Source organism: Yoonia sp. R2-816 (assembly GCF_046762905.1).
In the GTDB taxonomy this organism is placed as follows: Bacteria; Pseudomonadota; Alphaproteobacteria; order Rhodobacterales; family Rhodobacteraceae; genus Yoonia.
In genome coordinates this window covers 45,030-58,860 of record NZ_JBKQXN010000167.1, presented here as the reverse complement: position 1 = coordinate 58,860, position 13,831 = coordinate 45,030, and the positions used below count along the sequence as shown (strand labels likewise).

Here is a 13,831-nt window from a genome sequence, read left to right as displayed (position 1 = left end):
TATGATCGTTTCCCCGCTTGAGCCTATGACCGAACCGATGAACCGCGCCGGTGATCAGGTCCTGCCACTATTGGCGCGCCTCGTTTTTGCCGGTGTGCTGCTACAATACTTCTGGAATTCGGGCCTGACCAAGCTGGGAGAGGGGTTTTTCGGCTTTCTGGCCCCGTCATCGGGGGCCTATGTCCAGATTTTCCCCAAAGCGATGGAGGCAGCAGGGTATGACACATCACAACTGGGCGTCTTTCACTGGGCCGTTGTGGTCGGCGGAACCGTGGCGGAGTTCGTCCTGCCATTGCTGATCATCGTAGGCTTGCTGACGCGCCTGTCGGCGATCGGCATGATTGGCTTCATCATCGTCCAGTCGCTGACAGACCTCTATGGCCACGGCGGGATCGAACACGAAGGCACACTTGGCGCATGGTTCGACCGGTTCTCTGACGCGCTGATCCTCGATCAGCGGGCGTTCTGGATTCTGTGCCTTCTGATCCTGGTCTTCAAAGGGCCCGGGCTGTTGTCGCTCGACCGGGCTATCTTCAAAAGTGCGCCTTAGGCTCATCCGGCTGACCGGCGGCAATCGCCAGCAGACCACCCAGACCGGCAAAGCCGATGGGGAACATAGTGGCGACATTGAATCCAAATGCGGCATAGAAACAGGCCGCCGCCAGCACCATCAGGATACCGCCCCATAGCGCGCGGGCCTTGGCCATGGCCCCGCCTGCGATAGCCAAAAGCGGTGCCATAAAGCTGGCGAAACGGATGAAGCCGGGGTTTTCGAACGTGCCAAATAACTCACCCACTTCGGCATGTTGCTCTGACAGCTCTGCATAACCATAGCCGAACAGGCCCACGAAAAGCCCCATAACGCCCGCGATCAGGCCCAGTGTCATTGCCGCATTGCGCATGCGTGTCTCCTTACTGCTCTGAAGTTTACTTATGCAGTGTCAGATCATTCGCCAAGGTATCGTGCCTGAACGTCAGGTTCCCAGCCGATCGTCCATTCACCGTCCATCTCGATCACCGGGCGTTTCATCAGCGTTGGATGGGCGGCCAGCAGGGCGGCCGGATCAGCCGCCTTTTCATCATCAGACAGCCCGCGCCAGGTCGTCGAGGCACGATTGATCGCCGTCTCGCCGAACGCAGCGATGATCGCACTGCGGTCTTCGTCGCTCACACCGTCAGCGCGTACATCAATCACCTGTGGGTTGTGGCCCGCAGATGCCAGCGATTTGAGCGCTTTGCGGCATGTGTCGCATGATTTCAGACCAAAGAAACGCATTTTGCCTGTCCTATGTGCAAGGGATTGCCGGTTCGCGGGGATGCGACGACTTGTCATTTGCCTTTTGGATAAAACACTTAAGTGTAAAGGTACAAGGCCAAGGGAAGTCCGCTTTGTCGCGGGGTCCAAGTGCTGCCCTGCCCGCTACGGGCGCGACATGAAGGAGTGCTGACAATGCCGAGTGGCACTGTAAAGTGGTTCAATACAACGAAAGGTTATGGGTTCATCGCACCCGATGACGGCGGTGCGGACATTTTTGTGCATATCTCAGCGGTAGAACAATCCGGTCTGACAGGATTGGCTGATGATCAAAAAGTGACCTTTGAACTGGTAGAAGGTCGCGATGGACGCAAAATGGCCGGGAACCTGTCAGTGGGTGGTTGATCCACTGGAAAGCCTTTGCGAAACCAGTTGGCGCTGAGCCCCAAATTCAGGGCTCAGGCTGCCAGCTTGTTTGAATCGCCAGACTTGCCCGAAACAGCGCACGAGGCGTGACCGGTGCGGTTCTCCGCCTCTCGGGTTAATCGCTCCACCAGATCCATCTGGATCGGCAAAAAGGCGCGGCGGGTGGTGTCTTCGTCGGATGGTCCGTTTGTCTTCTTTGTCGTCATATCGATCCCCAGTTCTTGATTTCTCAAAACGTTTGTACTGGAAACGCCCCCATCTGGATGAGGGGAACCTCGCGGCACATTTCCCCCAGTGACGTGGGGTCATGAACATAACAGGCCCGATTTTCACGCGATCTCCTGCGTGGCGCAGGCGGTAACAACTACCGAAGGTTCTTGCTTACGTATGCAAGAACAACCTCAGGGTGCTCTCTAATACTTTACGAATCGTTAACTGTGACCCCTTGTCGTCGCGTCAGCTTTGGCGTTTGTCTTCGGCAGGGCGTGCTAGAAGCCACACGTGCGGGGGCAATATCCTCACCACAATCGGTACAATATCCGTAATCCCCCTGCGCGACCGTTGCTCACCACCCCATCGGCAGCATTGAGAGCAGCAGGGCCGTAGCTCGCGAAAGCCGATCAGTATTTGCGCTGTGGCATCCGGCTGCGGACCATCTCGCGCAGGTCGTCAGGATCCATCCGTTCCACCGGCGGGTTATAGGCCAGTTCGGCCTCATGCGCCTCGCGGCGACGTTCATAGACCAGCACGGCACCGGCGCATTGCAGGCTGAACAGCCACAACAGATAGACGATAATTATGCCCGCCATGATCGCATCGATCGGGGCAAAACTATACGACCCGCCGGCATCTACCATGACCGAGAATTCCATGACCCGGGCCATGATAACCTCGCTCAGACCAAACTGGGTCGCGATGATAAAGGCTGCGGGGATGGCAAGAAAACCCAGCAGGTAGATGATGATGATCAGCAGAACGAGCGACAGAAACCCCGACCCCACACCAGAAAACGGGGTGTGAGACTGACCATTCGGGTCACGCCCGGCGGCGCCACCAGCAACAGCTGGCAAAAGGGCCGCGCGCATCAGGACAAATATCAGGCTGGTGGCCAGAAACAGCCAGCCGCTGCCGGAAACACCACCATCAAGTGTAAGATCAGAAAACGGGTCGACGGCCCCAGCCGCCAATTCGGTCACCTCGGTGGCAGACCCTCCTCCGGAGAACAGCACCAGCAGCCCCGCCGCCCCGAACGTCACAATCAGCTTGGTCACAGCCTCGAACGCGCCATAGCCAAGAGAGGGCAGAAACAGGTTCACGTAAGAGCCGTCCACGGCCTCGCCTCGCGCTTGAAGGCCCAGCCGGGTGCCCACCATCATCGGGATCATCGCCATCACGAATGTCATCGCCAGGATGATACCGATGGCAATCAAGGGTGAGATCAGAGCGGCGAAGAAACCCCAGAAGACCGACAGCAGGACATAGAGGACCAGGAAGACCAGCAGAAACGGCAGCACGATCAGGAATCGCCAGAGGATGGAAAACGACAGAGGGAATGCGCGCAGAATAATCATCAATCATAGCCCGATTGTTTTGTTTTATCCGGCCATATGGGCCAATCCCGGCAAAAATGTGAACCGTTCATGTTCGGTTAATGGAATGTGGTGTCATGCGCAGCTTACAGGCAGCGACAGCCTTGATCAGACACGGAGACCGTAACGGTGGTTACGCGCCACATCAGGGAAGCTCCGGGACCGAAACGGTCCAGACGGGCGAAGCCCAGGGGCGGCGGCCGTTATGCGCAACAGAAAGGCAGCGTCCGGACCTCGGGGTGGGCGCACCGACAGATGTGCGTGGCGGGCCGGTCAATTCACATGCAGCGGTTGTTCGGGTTGCAACATTGCAAAAGCGCCCTCCCCGTGGGGGAGGGTTTGAACCGTCTCGGAAATGGTCCGGCGGACCATTTCAGGTTCAAACGGGCGGAGCCCCGGCCCGGGCGCTGCTTTCGCGCAGTGGAAGCCTTTGGTTGCCGTGAAAGTTGTGGCCGGTGTTGTGCGCTACGTAAGGGCAGCGCACGGACCTCGGGGATGGCGCGCAGACGGGTCTGTTTGGTGGGGCTTGGTGGTTATGCGTGACGGTGGTGCGGGGTGCGGCGCCCGCAAAAGCTCCCTCCCCGTGGGGGAGGTCCGGGCGCTGCCCGGCGATGCCGGGCCCAGGTTCATTACAACAGCAGTCTCAGCTGACACTACCCTGCCAAAACCTATCAACGACACTGCGAGCACATATTTGAATGACGCTATTTTTATCCATGTGGTATTTGAAGATTGACGACAAGATTGAATCCCTCCGTTCCTCATCGATAGTTCCATTTAAAAAAGTGGCCCACCATTCGTGCATCCAAAGTAAATGGCGTTCAGCTTTAGCATAGTTATCGATGTTAACGTGCAATCCGAAAAAATCTCTCACATCATCAAAAGCAATATCGTCCATCATGGCTTTCTGAAAAAGCTGGGGTTGGTAATATTTCATAAGAATGAGTCCTCCAACTATCGGGGGGGCTCTGAAAGTCGCTTTTTGAACACTAACCAAACAAAGATACAAAATAGAAAAAATCCTATTCATATCTCGAAAACTTCCACCGTTTTTTTTCAACACCCGATGCGACTATCTCAATGAGACCCTCCGACACATCGTTATGTAGCTCCAGCGCTTCTGCACGTTTCCAAAGGTGTCTGGCGTATGTAACCAAGTCCTGCCTTTTTGATGAATGTCGAGCTGGCGAAAACGAAAGCCTGTAGTCAATGAAACGTGACAGGTATCCATTTCCTTCGAGGTCTCCGCCATAGACTGAAGTGACAGACTTCTCCAACACCTCTAAGTTTACACCCAACACAAAGTGGGTTTTTTCCAACTCGAAGAAGTGTTTTAGGCATTCTAGTAGGTCCAGTGCAAAATCGGGCCGACAACGATCAAGCTCATCAATAATGAATACAAGTGGAAAATCATTATCATCGGCTTGCAAAGCAAGCCTTACTTCTACAAGTGCTGCCTTAAATGCGTGCAACTCTTCCCTAAAGTTCGATTTTTCGTCAATAAGATCGTGAAATCTCTGGGTGGTTTCATCACCTATTTGCGTCAGCGCCGCGTCAACTGCCTCTCCAGCATCTGCGATATCTACTGCGCCAGCAGTGCCTGCTCGAATTGCCACGTTGACAAGTGAGCGGCTAACGATCTTACCAAACTTTGCGGCCTTTAACAAAAAAGTGTGTTTATGTCTGGTGCTAGAATTATCATTCAGATTAAGCGCTTCTGCTAAGCTCGCGGACAGTGACACAAACGCATCTCGAGAAAAATCGTTTTCGAATGCATTAAAGTAAATCACCGGTAGACCCTCTGAAATAAGCATCTTTTGCCACAGCTTCAGGAAATACGTCTTACCTGCACCCCAGTCATCGTCCAGCGCAACAACCAGAGGGTCAACGGAAGTTTCCACTAGAGCAAGCATGGACTCAGCTAAGTCTTTTCGTCCAAGCAGGTCCGCCGTTTCAAAAGTGTCTTCCGGTTTAATGCTCAAATCAAAGCGTTTACCACTCACCCAATAATCCCCTCAAACTCCCGCCATTCCCCCTTGGACATGCCAGAGGTCTCCTGCGTCACCTCCTCACCCTTAAGCATACGTCTCACGCAGTCAATCGCCTTTGACGAGAGCGTCGCGCCGCCCATCCGGTAGTCCTCGAACGCGCCGTAGGCCGCGGGCACCCAGTCGGCCACGACCTTGCAGATCTCCTCCGCATAGACCCGGATTTCGTATTGCGCGTGGGCGTCCGCCCGCAGCCGCAGGAAGTGGAAGAGGTTGTGCAGGTCTACCTTCCAGTACCATTGGGTGTAGATATTGGCGGGCAGGTTCATGCGGGCGAGCTCGCGGGCGAGGCCCTGCTGACCCTCCTGCCCGATCATTTCCTCGTAATGGTCATAGCACCGGGCCGCATCGCCCTTTAGGTATTCCAGAACGCGGGCCGCTTCTTCGCCCGTCAGCGCCTCGCCCCTGCCCTGATTGTTGATGACAGACTGGGCGGCCAGTTTATCCGCCTCAGGGATATAGAATTCGCGATCCAGGATCGAATAGCGCGCTGAATACTCGTTCACATTCGCCGTCCGATGCCGGATCCACTGGCGGGCCACGAAAACAGGCAGCTTCACATGCAGCTTGATCTCGCACATCTCGAACGGGGTCGAATGCCAGTGGCGCATCAGGTAGCGGATCAGCCCTTCGTCGTTCTGGACGGATTTGGTGCCCTTGCCATAGCTGACGCGCGCGGCCTGACAGATCGCGGCATCGTCGCCCATATAATCGATCACCCGGATGAACCCGTGGTCGAGCACGTCATACGCCTTGTAAAGATGCGCCTCCATCCCGTCGGCGACAGCGCGCAGAGTGGGCTTGGGGTTGGCGCGCAGGTCATCGATTTCGGCCTGTTGGTCGGGGGTGATGGGCATCCGTTTTCTCCGGCTTTTGCTGAGTCTTTCGCTGACTATAGGGATTGAAGGCCTGTGGCAAAACCTTCATACCCGGAAATCGGCGCATACATTATTCGGGCCAGTATTGGGCGTGGTAATCCGCAGTGCTGGTGTTAGGGTTCGCCAAAATTCAAACGGCCTATCGGCAGGAGACAAGGCAACCCATGCGCACATATTTCATGACCTGTCTTGTCATGCCCGCAATGGCGGCCGCATTAGCATTTGGCCTGCTTGGAACCGCTGCTGTAGCGCAGACAACCGTGGATGTCCCGATCGATGAGGCGCGGGTAATCGCCACACGCGCCCTGCTGGCCGGGGAAACCGAGCTTGCCCTGCAAATCGCGCGCAGCTTGTTGCAGGTGAACCCCGATGATCGCACCGCATTGCTGGTAGTAGCGGCAGGCGCCCCCCGTGTCGGACAGCCCGCCGAAGGACGGCAAGCCGGCGCGCGCGCCTTCCGCTTGTCGGAAACGGATGTGCAGCGTTACGAGGCCGCGCGCCTGACAGCCCTCGCCGCCGCGAACGAAGAACGCTACACGCTGGCCACATTCTGGCTGCGCCGCGCGCTGACGGTGGTGCCAAACGAAGAAGAACGCGCAAGGACAATCCGCGATGCGGCGGGCGTGCGGCGGGCCAATCCCTGGTCAACCAACCTGTCCATTTCCATTGTGCCATCCAACAACGTCAATGGCGGCACCGACGATGCAGAGCTTGAGATATCAGGCGAAGTGATTCCGAACACCACGCTCTCGGCGGATTCTCTGGCGCTGTCGGGCGTGCGCGGGACCCTGAATTTCCGCACCCAGTATCGGTTCTATTCCACACCGCGGGATCGCGCCGCCGTCGCGTTTCAATATCAGGGTGTCCGCGTCAAACTTCAGGATGAAGAGGTGGAAGACCCCCGCCCCGGCAGCACCGCCACGATCATTCTGGACCCTGACGATTTTGCATCGGACCTATTCGATCTGTCGCTGATCTACGACCGGGCGCTGGAAAACGGCACATTCGGCGCGCGGATCAACTTTGGCAGCTTCGATTTTGGCGGTGAGCCCTATTACGATTACCGGCGGCTCAGCTTCAGCCGGAACCTGTCATTAACCGAACAGACGACCCTGCTGCTGTCGGCGCAACGCGAATGGCAGGATTACGAATCCAACGGCATCCGCGATGTGATCCGTACGACCCTACGCAGCGGGCTGTCCTATCGCCGTGAAAACGGTGATCGGGTCACCGGCTTTATCGGCCGGACGGATTCCGATGGGTTTTCACAGAATTTCACGTTCGAGGAGTGGTCCCTTCAGGGGTCCTACAGCTGGGCCGAACCGATTGGCCCAATTTCGCTTGGGATCAGTGGCGGGATCAAGACCATTGATTATCCCGAGTACGCCCTGTTCGGCCCGATTGATGGCGGACGGGAGGATAACAGCCTCTTTTACGGGGTCGAAATCGGCTTCCCGGGTATTGAATATGCCGGTTTCAGCCCTGGCCTTGCGATCAGCGGAAGCATCGCGGAAAGTAACATCAGCCGGTTCACAAGGGATACATTTTCGGTCGGGTTCACGCTGAACTCTGTTTTTTGATCAAGTACGGACCGATTCAACTCTCGTTTTCAGCAACATGCAATGTCAGGCCACCCGATGACACTTACAGAACTGCCCATCACCAGCCTTGCCGCCATTGCCAATGGGCTGATCCTGTTGCTGCTGACCTATAAGGTCATCGTGCTGCGTCGTCGGGACGGTGTCGTGCTAGGTGACAATGACGACCGAGAAATGATCAAGGCGATCCGTGGGCAGGCCAATGCGGCCGAGCAGATACCGCTCGCCATCATCCTTCTCGCCCTGATCGAACTTCAGTCGGGCAACGTGATCATACTTGGCGTTCTGGCCGCCGCATTGACCACGGGTCGCGTCATGCACGCCCTTTATTTCGGCATCCACGGCACCAACTGGCGACTGCGGTTTTACGGGATGCTGCTGACGCTCTTTGCGCAAGCGGGGCTTTTGCTGGCGCTGCTGGTGACGGTCGCATTCTGAGCCGCTATGCGCCGGTACGGGTAATCCAGAAAAACCGGTAGGCCACGGTGCCTACCGCACTGCTCAGCCGATCACGACGGCGCCAGACGCTGATCGCGTCGCGGGGCGTGCGATAGATGCCCAGAAACAGCTCCAGATGCATGAAACGGTTTGCGCTCTGCCCGCCAACATTGGTGACATCAATGGCTGCAATGGCGATCATGCCGCCTGTCTCGTGACCCTGAAAATAGTTTGGCAGAAACGCGCTTTGCCGTTCTCGTTCCCGGTTGATCGCATAATCGACCGACCAGGAATTCAGCGCCTGCGACCCGGCCTGTACAACTGCTGCAACGGCATCGCCGGTCGATGTTGCCGGCCCATCCCCGCGACCCGCCAATGTGTAACCGGGCGCTGAAAGATTGCCATTGTTCACCTCTGTCCATTGAAAACCCATGATCAATGCTCCTTTGTTCCAATGAACGAAGCATAGAACAGCGCGCGCGGCACCAATAGGCAGGTTTCCCTGACCCAAGCGCCCGACAACAAAAAAGGCCGCGCAGGTTGCACGGCCCTATCACTGTCCCAAAGTGGCGATCTTTACTTGATCTTGCCTTCTTTGTACTCGACATGCTTGCGCACGACGGGGTCATATTTCCGCACGACCATTTTTTCGGTCATGGTGCGGGCGTTCTTCTTGGTGACGTAGAAATGCCCGGTCCCCGCGGTGGAGTTCAGGCGGATCTTGATGGTGGTCGGCTTCGCCATGTCTCATCTCTCCTGGTTGCGGGCCGCGTTGCGCGCAGATCGCATGAATCTGATTGAAGCTGCCTTTTAACCTTGGGCACGCCCCTGTCAACCGCAAAGGCGATAAATCAGGGGGCTGGCGTCACGTCGCGTGACAGAACGAGCACCGAGGTGCTGACACCGTTCACACCCGGAACGGGCGACAGCGTGATCGACCATTCCTTGAGTTTTCCACTGGGCATGCGCCGGGTTGTTTTGAACTGCTGCACATCACCGGCCAGCGCCGCATCAAACCGGGATTTGATCATGGCCTGTTGGTCGGTGGGCCAAAACTCCCACCAGCACTTGCCTACGACCTCGGACATGTCTTTCAGTTCCATGACCCTCAGGCTCTGTTCACCCATGAAACTGATCCGCCCGACCGTATTCAGCAGCTTCACGCAATCACTGCTGTTGCGTAAATCCGCGAGCGTAGGCGCATCAACTCCGCTCTGTTTGGGCGTTTCTGCGATTTTCATGCGCAGTCCTCCTCTTCTTAAACCAGAGGTAGTTCGCCATCCTTAAAGACAACCTAATTTTATGAAAATTGCGCGGATGGCCTGTAAGCCGGATTCTGTCCCGGTGGCGAACCACCCTGGATGACCATTCATCTAAAGCATCTGTTACCAGACACCCTCTAGCTGCCAACCCGGACCGTCTGGGGGTCAAGCATCCCCGCCTTTCGGCACGAGGTCCCTATTTGGCATTGCTCCCGGTGGGGCTTGCCGTGCCGCTCTGGTTGCCCATCGCGCGGTGGGCTCTTACCCCACCGTTTCACCTTGACCATGCATGCATGGCCGTCTGTTCTCTGTGGCGCTTTCCCTGGGGTTGCCCCCGCCGGGCGTTAACCGGCACCGTGCTTTGTGGAGTCCGGACTTTCCTCGGTATTGCTACCGCAGCCATCCAGCCATCCGCGCAAGAGATCAGTTAGGTGGACGCCGCGTTGACGTCAACGGGAAAACGGCTGGCCAGATCGGTGATCATCCCCGCGTCCTTCGGGTCAAGCGGGCCTGTGGCGCCGGGCCTGAAACGCATGCGAAACACCTGCAGCAGCAAGTCCGCATCCGCATCGGCGTTGTAGCCAAAGGCCCGCATCATCGGCACGAACTTTGCCGTGTCGCCTGTTTGTGCGTGCGGCCAGACTCCCAGCCCCTCCAGCGCCAGCCTGCGCCAGTCAAAGCGCGGGCCGGGGTCAATCTTGCGGCCCGGCGCCATGTCAGAATGCCCGATCACCCGTTCTGGGCGGATATCCCAGCGCGCGCGGATACCGCGCAGCAGATCGGTCAGCGCATCCATCTGGGCGGCGGCAAAAGGGCTGAACCCGTCATTGGCCAGTTCAATCCCGATAGAGCGGCTGTTGACATCCGTCACAGCCCCCCAACGCCCTGCCCCCGCATGCCACGCACGCAGTGCTTCCGGTACCAGCGAAGTGACCTCGCCATCAGCCGCGATGAGGTAATGGGCCGACACCTCGGTTTCGGGGTTACATAATGTCTTCAGCGCGGCCTCGGCCGTTTCCATCGCGGTGTAATGGATCACCACCATATCGGGTCGCGCACCATCACGACGCGGCCCGCAATTGGGGGAGTTGTAGGTTGTCAGCCTCAGTTGCCGGCAGCCCGCTTGAATGGTGCGGGATCCCAGCCGCAGGCAAAGCCGTCACCATCGGGATCAATGCCCAGCCGGTCACGCTCTGGCCCGCCACGGGAAAGAAAATCGCGCTGTGCCTCATCCGGGCTGGCATAGCCCGCGCAGTTGCGCTGGAACCGTCCCTGCCCTGACAGGATCGACCGGCTGTACCATTCCTGCCCTTTCACATTGGGCGCGTTAATGGCGTATTCGACGATATTCGGCCCGGTAGAGCTTGGGCGCTGCGGCACCGCTGTCGGCTGAATCTCCTGCCGGGCGGCGGCTTGTGCGGCACGACGTTCCGCATCGCTTTCGATGGTTTCACGGCCCGCCACGGCGTCAAAACTCTGCTCGTCCGAAATGCCTGGATTATTGGCAAGCGCTGGCGGGGCATTGGTGGGCGACGCATCCAGGCCTTGGGTCCGGCCAGGGTCATTACCGGTATTCACTGGCGTTTGCACCTGACCAATACCAGCCGCCGCCAGATCGCTGGACGGGATACCTCCAGGCGGCAACGGCGACGCCCCCGGTATGGTATTCACCTGCGGCGGTGGAATGATCGACTGACGTGGTGACGACAGGGCTGCCTCGCGCCGGGCGCGCTCCAGCTCGAACTGCGAAAAGTCATCAAAACCGATACCGCGCTGCGTTGGCTGCGGTGATCCACAGGCGGCCAGAACCGTCAACGCTGCCAATACTACCAAACCCGATTTCATCGCCGATCACCTGTCACATCTGTTTTCTTTTGGTCGAAACTACCACCACTTGGTCGGTTTGGCTACAAAACCTGCGGCCCCTTCCAGCGTGTAAGCCACGTTCAGCAAATCGGCTTCTTCCCAGGGCCGTCCGATCAGTTGCAGGCCCAAGGGCAGGCCTTGCTTGTCCAGCCCCGCGGGCACCGAAATCCCCGGCAGCCCGGCAAGGTTCACCGTAACCGTGAAGACGTCATTCAGATACATCTGGATCGGATCGGCATCCGTCATCTCGCCCAGGCCAAAGGCTGCAGACGGGGTCGCGGGCGTCAGAATCGCATCGACACCATCGGCAAAAACAGTTTCAAAATCCTGCTTTATCAATGTCCGCACCCGGCGCGCCCTGTTATAATAGGCATCGTAGAAACCAGCGGACAGCACGTATGTCCCGATCATCACGCGGCGCTGCACCTCGGGGCCAAAGCCTTCGGCGCGGGTCTTTTCATACATCTCTGTGATGCCGTCGCCTTGCGCCAGCTTGGCGCGATGACCGAAACGCACACCGTCATAGCGGGCCAGGTTCGATGACGCCTCTGCCGGGGCAATCACGTAATAGGCTGGCAGTGCATATTGCGTATGCGGCAGGCTGATATCCTTGATCACGGCACCCGCATCTTTCAGCATGGCGGTGCCGTCCGACCAGAGCTTTTCAATCTCTTCCGGCATGCCGTCCATCCGATATTCCTTGGGAATACCAATGGTTTTGCCTTTGATGTCCCCGCTCAGCGCGGATTCAAAATCCGGCACTGCCAGATCTGCGCTGGTGCTGTCTTTCGGATCATGCCCGCACATGGCCTGCAGCATGATGGCGCTGTCGCGCACATCCTTGGTCATCGGCCCCGCCTGATCGAGCGAGGACGCAAAGGCCACAATCCCCCAGCGTGACACGCGGCCATATGTCGGTTTCAGACCGGTGATACCCACAAAGGCCGCAGGCTGGCGGATGGAACCGCCAGTGTCGGTGCCTGTTGCGGCAAGGCAAAGGTCAGCGGCAACCGCAGAAGCAGACCCACCAGACGATCCACCCGGCGTCAGCGCTGCATCATCATTGCCGCGCCGCCACGGGTTGACCGCGTTGCCGTAAACGGATGTTTCGTTGGACGAGCCCATGGCGAATTCGTCCATGTTCAGCTTGCCCAGCATGACCGCACCGGCATCAAAAAGCTGACTGGTCACGGTGCTTTCATATTCCGGCTTGAACCCTTCGAGGATACCAGAGGCCGCCTGCGACGGCACGCCCTTGGTGCAGAACAAATCCTTGATCCCCAAAGGGATACCGCACATATCGGGCGCATCACCAGTCTTGATCCGGGCATCTGCAGCGGCGGCCTGTTCGGTCGCAATCTCAGGCGTGTGATGGACAAACGCACCGAGCGCCCCGGCCCCGTCGATGGCGGCCAGGCAGGCCTGCGTGATCTCGGCACTGGTCGTGTCGCCCTTGCGCATCGCGTCACGGGCTTTGGCAATGGTCAGTTTGGTCAGATCGGTCATTATTCAACCACCTTTGGCACGGCAAAGAAACCTTCGCGCGCATCAGGCGCGTTCTTCAACACAGCCGCTTGCTGATCACCATCTGTGACCACATCATCGCGCCGCTTGAGGCGTTGTGGGGTTACGGATGTCATCGGTTCCACGCCCTCAACATCGACCTCGTTGAGTTGTTCGATAAAATCAAGGATCGCGCTGAATTCGCCTGCCAGTGCAGGCAGTTGGTCATCTTCGACCTTGATGCGGGCCAGCTTGGCCACGCGGCGGGCGGTTTCGGTGTCGATTGACATGGGCCTCTCCGGTAAAACTGTTGCCCGCGTTTACCGCTACGCAGCACGGGTCGCAAGCATGTGGCGACGGTAAACTTCGATCATCCAGCCCAGCATGACGCCGTTGAGCAAATGCCAGAAGATATGTGTTCCGATTGGGAATTGCGCACACCAGATTTCGTCCAGCGATCGCAGCGTGATCGACAGGCACAAAATGGCGGCACCGACTATGAAACCTTTGCCAACGGCCCCCCGCAGGAAGGCCGCATACAGGATCAGAAGGATCGGCACCGTCCAGTAGAAATTCGAGATGCGAAAGAACGGAAGCTGATTCAAAAGTGGCACGATTACATAGGCATAGGGGGCAAACAGCGCTGTAATCAGCAATGCCGCCCACCATGGCATGCCGACCATATCGCGGTTGGCTAGGAACAGATAGTTCAGGATAAACAGCCCGATGGGGGCGACATCGGCCAGGGCAGCCCATTGTGTTGCATGGGTGTGAAACAGATAGCTGCCGACGCCGATACAAAACAGGATCACGCACAGAAATCGGGCGGCAGGAAGACCCGCACTGCGCCGCCACATAGTGATCGCCGCGATAATGAAAGCCAGATTGGTGATCGCGTTAAGCGGTTCAGACCAATAGGAAAAATCGGTCCGTTCGCAATATGCGTCGATCCGTGCGAACCAGTCCAT

At 57.7% G+C, this 13,831-nt stretch carries 19 protein-coding genes, 1 other RNA gene and 1 pseudogene; 4 read left to right on the top strand and 17 right to left on the bottom strand.

Annotated elements, in window-relative coordinates:
- The first annotated feature begins 1 nt into the window (after position 1).
- Positions 2-550, top strand: coding sequence for a DoxX family protein (locus ACFWW2_RS06160; RefSeq protein WP_393927003.1), 549 nt, complete (start codon positions 2-4; stop codon positions 548-550).
- On the opposite strand, the gene ACFWW2_RS06155 is transcribed toward ACFWW2_RS06160, so the two are convergent.
- Positions 534-902 carry a hypothetical protein gene (locus ACFWW2_RS06155; RefSeq protein WP_393926966.1) on the bottom strand — a complete coding sequence of 123 codons (369 nt, stop codon included), beginning with the start codon at positions 900-902 and terminating at the stop codon, positions 534-536. The genes ACFWW2_RS06160 and ACFWW2_RS06155 overlap by 17 nt on opposite strands.
- A 44-nt stretch (positions 903-946) precedes the next feature.
- Positions 947-1,276: an arsenate reductase family protein gene (locus tag ACFWW2_RS06150; protein WP_393926965.1), complete on the bottom strand. Its 330-nt coding sequence runs from the start codon at positions 1,274-1,276 to the stop codon at positions 947-949.
- A gap of 174 nt (positions 1,277-1,450) precedes the next feature.
- On the opposite strand from ACFWW2_RS06150, the gene ACFWW2_RS06145 reads away from it, so the two are divergent.
- Positions 1,451-1,660, top strand: a complete 210-nt coding sequence (locus ACFWW2_RS06145) for a cold-shock protein (RefSeq protein ID WP_393926964.1) — start codon at positions 1,451-1,453, stop codon at positions 1,658-1,660.
- Between the two features lie 53 nt (positions 1,661-1,713).
- Here the strand turns inward: ACFWW2_RS06145 and ACFWW2_RS06140 are convergent, their stop codons facing one another.
- The 6 genes and pseudogenes from ACFWW2_RS06140 to thyX all read right to left on the bottom strand — a co-directional run bounded on the left by ACFWW2_RS06140 (position 1,714) and on the right by thyX (position 6,175).
- Positions 1,714-1,887 (bottom strand): hypothetical protein, encoded by a 174-nt coding sequence (locus tag ACFWW2_RS06140; RefSeq protein ID WP_393926963.1) that lies wholly within the window; start codon positions 1,885-1,887, stop codon positions 1,714-1,716.
- Positions 1,888-2,102: 215 nt separating this feature from the next.
- Positions 2,103-2,231: pseudogene (locus ACFWW2_RS06135) on the bottom strand (TraR/DksA C4-type zinc finger protein); the annotation flags it as partial.
- Positions 2,232-2,301: 70 nt separating this feature from the next.
- A complete protein-coding gene (locus ACFWW2_RS06130; protein WP_393926962.1) occupies positions 2,302-3,252 on the bottom strand; it encodes a hypothetical protein in 951 nt (316 codons plus the stop codon).
- A gap of 661 nt (positions 3,253-3,913) precedes the next feature.
- The gene (locus tag ACFWW2_RS06125) at positions 3,914-4,207 is read right to left on the bottom strand and encodes a hypothetical protein (RefSeq protein WP_393926961.1); all 294 of its coding nucleotides are present in this window, start codon (positions 4,205-4,207) and stop codon (positions 3,914-3,916) included.
- An 85-nt stretch (positions 4,208-4,292) separates the two neighbouring features.
- Complete coding sequence (locus tag ACFWW2_RS06120; protein ID WP_393926960.1) at positions 4,293-5,273, bottom strand: P-loop NTPase fold protein; 981 nt, start codon at positions 5,271-5,273, stop codon at positions 4,293-4,295.
- A complete protein-coding gene (gene thyX, locus ACFWW2_RS06115) occupies positions 5,270-6,175 on the bottom strand; it encodes an FAD-dependent thymidylate synthase (RefSeq protein WP_393926959.1) in 906 nt (301 codons plus the stop codon). Before thyX ends, ACFWW2_RS06120 begins: the two co-directional genes overlap by 4 nt.
- A gap of 185 nt (positions 6,176-6,360) precedes the next feature.
- Between thyX and ACFWW2_RS06110 the strand changes: the two genes are divergently transcribed.
- The gene (locus tag ACFWW2_RS06110) at positions 6,361-7,776 is read left to right on the top strand and encodes a hypothetical protein (RefSeq protein ID WP_393926958.1); all 1,416 of its coding nucleotides are present in this window, start codon (positions 6,361-6,363) and stop codon (positions 7,774-7,776) included.
- Positions 7,777-7,833: 57 nt separating this feature from the next.
- Entirely contained in the window at positions 7,834-8,232 is a 399-nt protein-coding gene (locus tag ACFWW2_RS06105; RefSeq protein WP_393926957.1) for an MAPEG family protein, read from the top strand.
- A 4-nt stretch (positions 8,233-8,236) separates the two neighbouring features.
- Here ACFWW2_RS06105 and ACFWW2_RS06100 read toward each other — a convergent pair whose 3' ends face one another.
- The 9 genes from ACFWW2_RS06100 to ACFWW2_RS06060 all read right to left on the bottom strand — a co-directional run bounded on the left by ACFWW2_RS06100 (position 8,237) and on the right by ACFWW2_RS06060 (position 13,831).
- Entirely contained in the window at positions 8,237-8,665 is a 429-nt protein-coding gene (locus ACFWW2_RS06100) for a hypothetical protein (protein ID WP_393926956.1), read from the bottom strand.
- A 143-nt stretch (positions 8,666-8,808) separates the two neighbouring features.
- Positions 8,809-8,976: a 50S ribosomal protein L33 gene (gene rpmG / locus ACFWW2_RS06095; protein WP_007814563.1), complete on the bottom strand. Its 168-nt coding sequence runs from the start codon at positions 8,974-8,976 to the stop codon at positions 8,809-8,811.
- Between the two features lie 107 nt (positions 8,977-9,083).
- The gene (locus ACFWW2_RS06090; RefSeq protein WP_393926955.1) at positions 9,084-9,473 is read right to left on the bottom strand and encodes a PAS domain-containing protein; all 390 of its coding nucleotides are present in this window, start codon (positions 9,471-9,473) and stop codon (positions 9,084-9,086) included.
- A gap of 68 nt (positions 9,474-9,541) precedes the next feature.
- Positions 9,542-9,909: RNase P RNA component class A (rnpB, locus tag ACFWW2_RS06085), an RNA gene on the bottom strand.
- A gap of 12 nt (positions 9,910-9,921) precedes the next feature.
- Positions 9,922-10,539: an N-acetylmuramoyl-L-alanine amidase gene (locus ACFWW2_RS06080; protein ID WP_393926954.1), complete on the bottom strand. Its 618-nt coding sequence runs from the start codon at positions 10,537-10,539 to the stop codon at positions 9,922-9,924.
- 59 nt (positions 10,540-10,598) lie between these two features.
- Complete coding sequence (locus ACFWW2_RS06075) at positions 10,599-11,339, bottom strand: hypothetical protein (RefSeq protein WP_393926953.1); 741 nt, start codon at positions 11,337-11,339, stop codon at positions 10,599-10,601.
- A gap of 39 nt (positions 11,340-11,378) precedes the next feature.
- A complete protein-coding gene (gatA, locus tag ACFWW2_RS06070) occupies positions 11,379-12,866 on the bottom strand; it encodes an Asp-tRNA(Asn)/Glu-tRNA(Gln) amidotransferase subunit GatA (RefSeq protein WP_393926952.1) in 1,488 nt (495 codons plus the stop codon).
- Positions 12,866-13,153 (bottom strand): Asp-tRNA(Asn)/Glu-tRNA(Gln) amidotransferase subunit GatC, encoded by a 288-nt coding sequence (gene gatC / locus ACFWW2_RS06065; protein WP_393926951.1) that lies wholly within the window; start codon positions 13,151-13,153, stop codon positions 12,866-12,868. Before gatC ends, gatA begins: the two co-directional genes overlap by 1 nt.
- Before the next feature lie 36 nt (positions 13,154-13,189).
- On the bottom strand, positions 13,190-13,831 hold the full coding sequence (locus ACFWW2_RS06060) for a ceramidase domain-containing protein (RefSeq protein ID WP_393926950.1): 642 nt from the start codon (positions 13,829-13,831) through the stop codon (positions 13,190-13,192).

Coding starts and splice junctions, on each gene's coding strand:
- ACFWW2_RS06140 (WP_393926963.1), bottom strand. CDS start 1,887: ATGACGACAAAGAAGACAAACGGACCATCCGACGAAGACACCACCCGC.
- ACFWW2_RS06080 (WP_393926954.1), bottom strand. CDS start 10,539: ATGGTGGTGATCCATTACACCGCGATGGAAACGGCCGAGGCCGCGCTG.
- ACFWW2_RS06100 (WP_393926956.1), bottom strand. CDS start 8,665: ATGGGTTTTCAATGGACAGAGGTGAACAATGGCAATCTTTCAGCGCCC.
- ACFWW2_RS06155 (WP_393926966.1), bottom strand. CDS start 902: ATGCGCAATGCGGCAATGACACTGGGCCTGATCGCGGGCGTTATGGGG.
- gatA (WP_393926952.1), bottom strand. CDS start 12,866: ATGACCGATCTGACCAAACTGACCATTGCCAAAGCCCGTGACGCGATG.
- gatC (WP_393926951.1), bottom strand. CDS start 13,153: ATGTCAATCGACACCGAAACCGCCCGCCGCGTGGCCAAGCTGGCCCGC.
- ACFWW2_RS06125 (WP_393926961.1), bottom strand. CDS start 4,207: ATGAAATATTACCAACCCCAGCTTTTTCAGAAAGCCATGATGGACGAT.
- rpmG (WP_007814563.1), bottom strand. CDS start 8,976: ATGGCGAAGCCGACCACCATCAAGATCCGCCTGAACTCCACCGCGGGG.
- ACFWW2_RS06075 (WP_393926953.1), bottom strand. CDS start 11,339: ATGAAATCGGGTTTGGTAGTATTGGCAGCGTTGACGGTTCTGGCCGCC.
- ACFWW2_RS06110 (WP_393926958.1), top strand. CDS start 6,361: ATGCGCACATATTTCATGACCTGTCTTGTCATGCCCGCAATGGCGGCC.
- ACFWW2_RS06060 (WP_393926950.1), bottom strand. CDS start 13,831: ATGGACTGGTTCGCACGGATCGACGCATATTGCGAACGGACCGATTTT.
- thyX (WP_393926959.1), bottom strand. CDS start 6,175: ATGCCCATCACCCCCGACCAACAGGCCGAAATCGATGACCTGCGCGCC.
- ACFWW2_RS06130 (WP_393926962.1), bottom strand. CDS start 3,252: ATGATTATTCTGCGCGCATTCCCTCTGTCGTTTTCCATCCTCTGGCGA.
- ACFWW2_RS06090 (WP_393926955.1), bottom strand. CDS start 9,473: ATGAAAATCGCAGAAACGCCCAAACAGAGCGGAGTTGATGCGCCTACG.
- ACFWW2_RS06150 (WP_393926965.1), bottom strand. CDS start 1,276: ATGCGTTTCTTTGGTCTGAAATCATGCGACACATGCCGCAAAGCGCTC.
- ACFWW2_RS06105 (WP_393926957.1), top strand. CDS start 7,834: ATGACACTTACAGAACTGCCCATCACCAGCCTTGCCGCCATTGCCAAT.
- ACFWW2_RS06160 (WP_393927003.1), top strand. CDS start 2: ATGATCGTTTCCCCGCTTGAGCCTATGACCGAACCGATGAACCGCGCC.
- ACFWW2_RS06145 (WP_393926964.1), top strand. CDS start 1,451: ATGCCGAGTGGCACTGTAAAGTGGTTCAATACAACGAAAGGTTATGGG.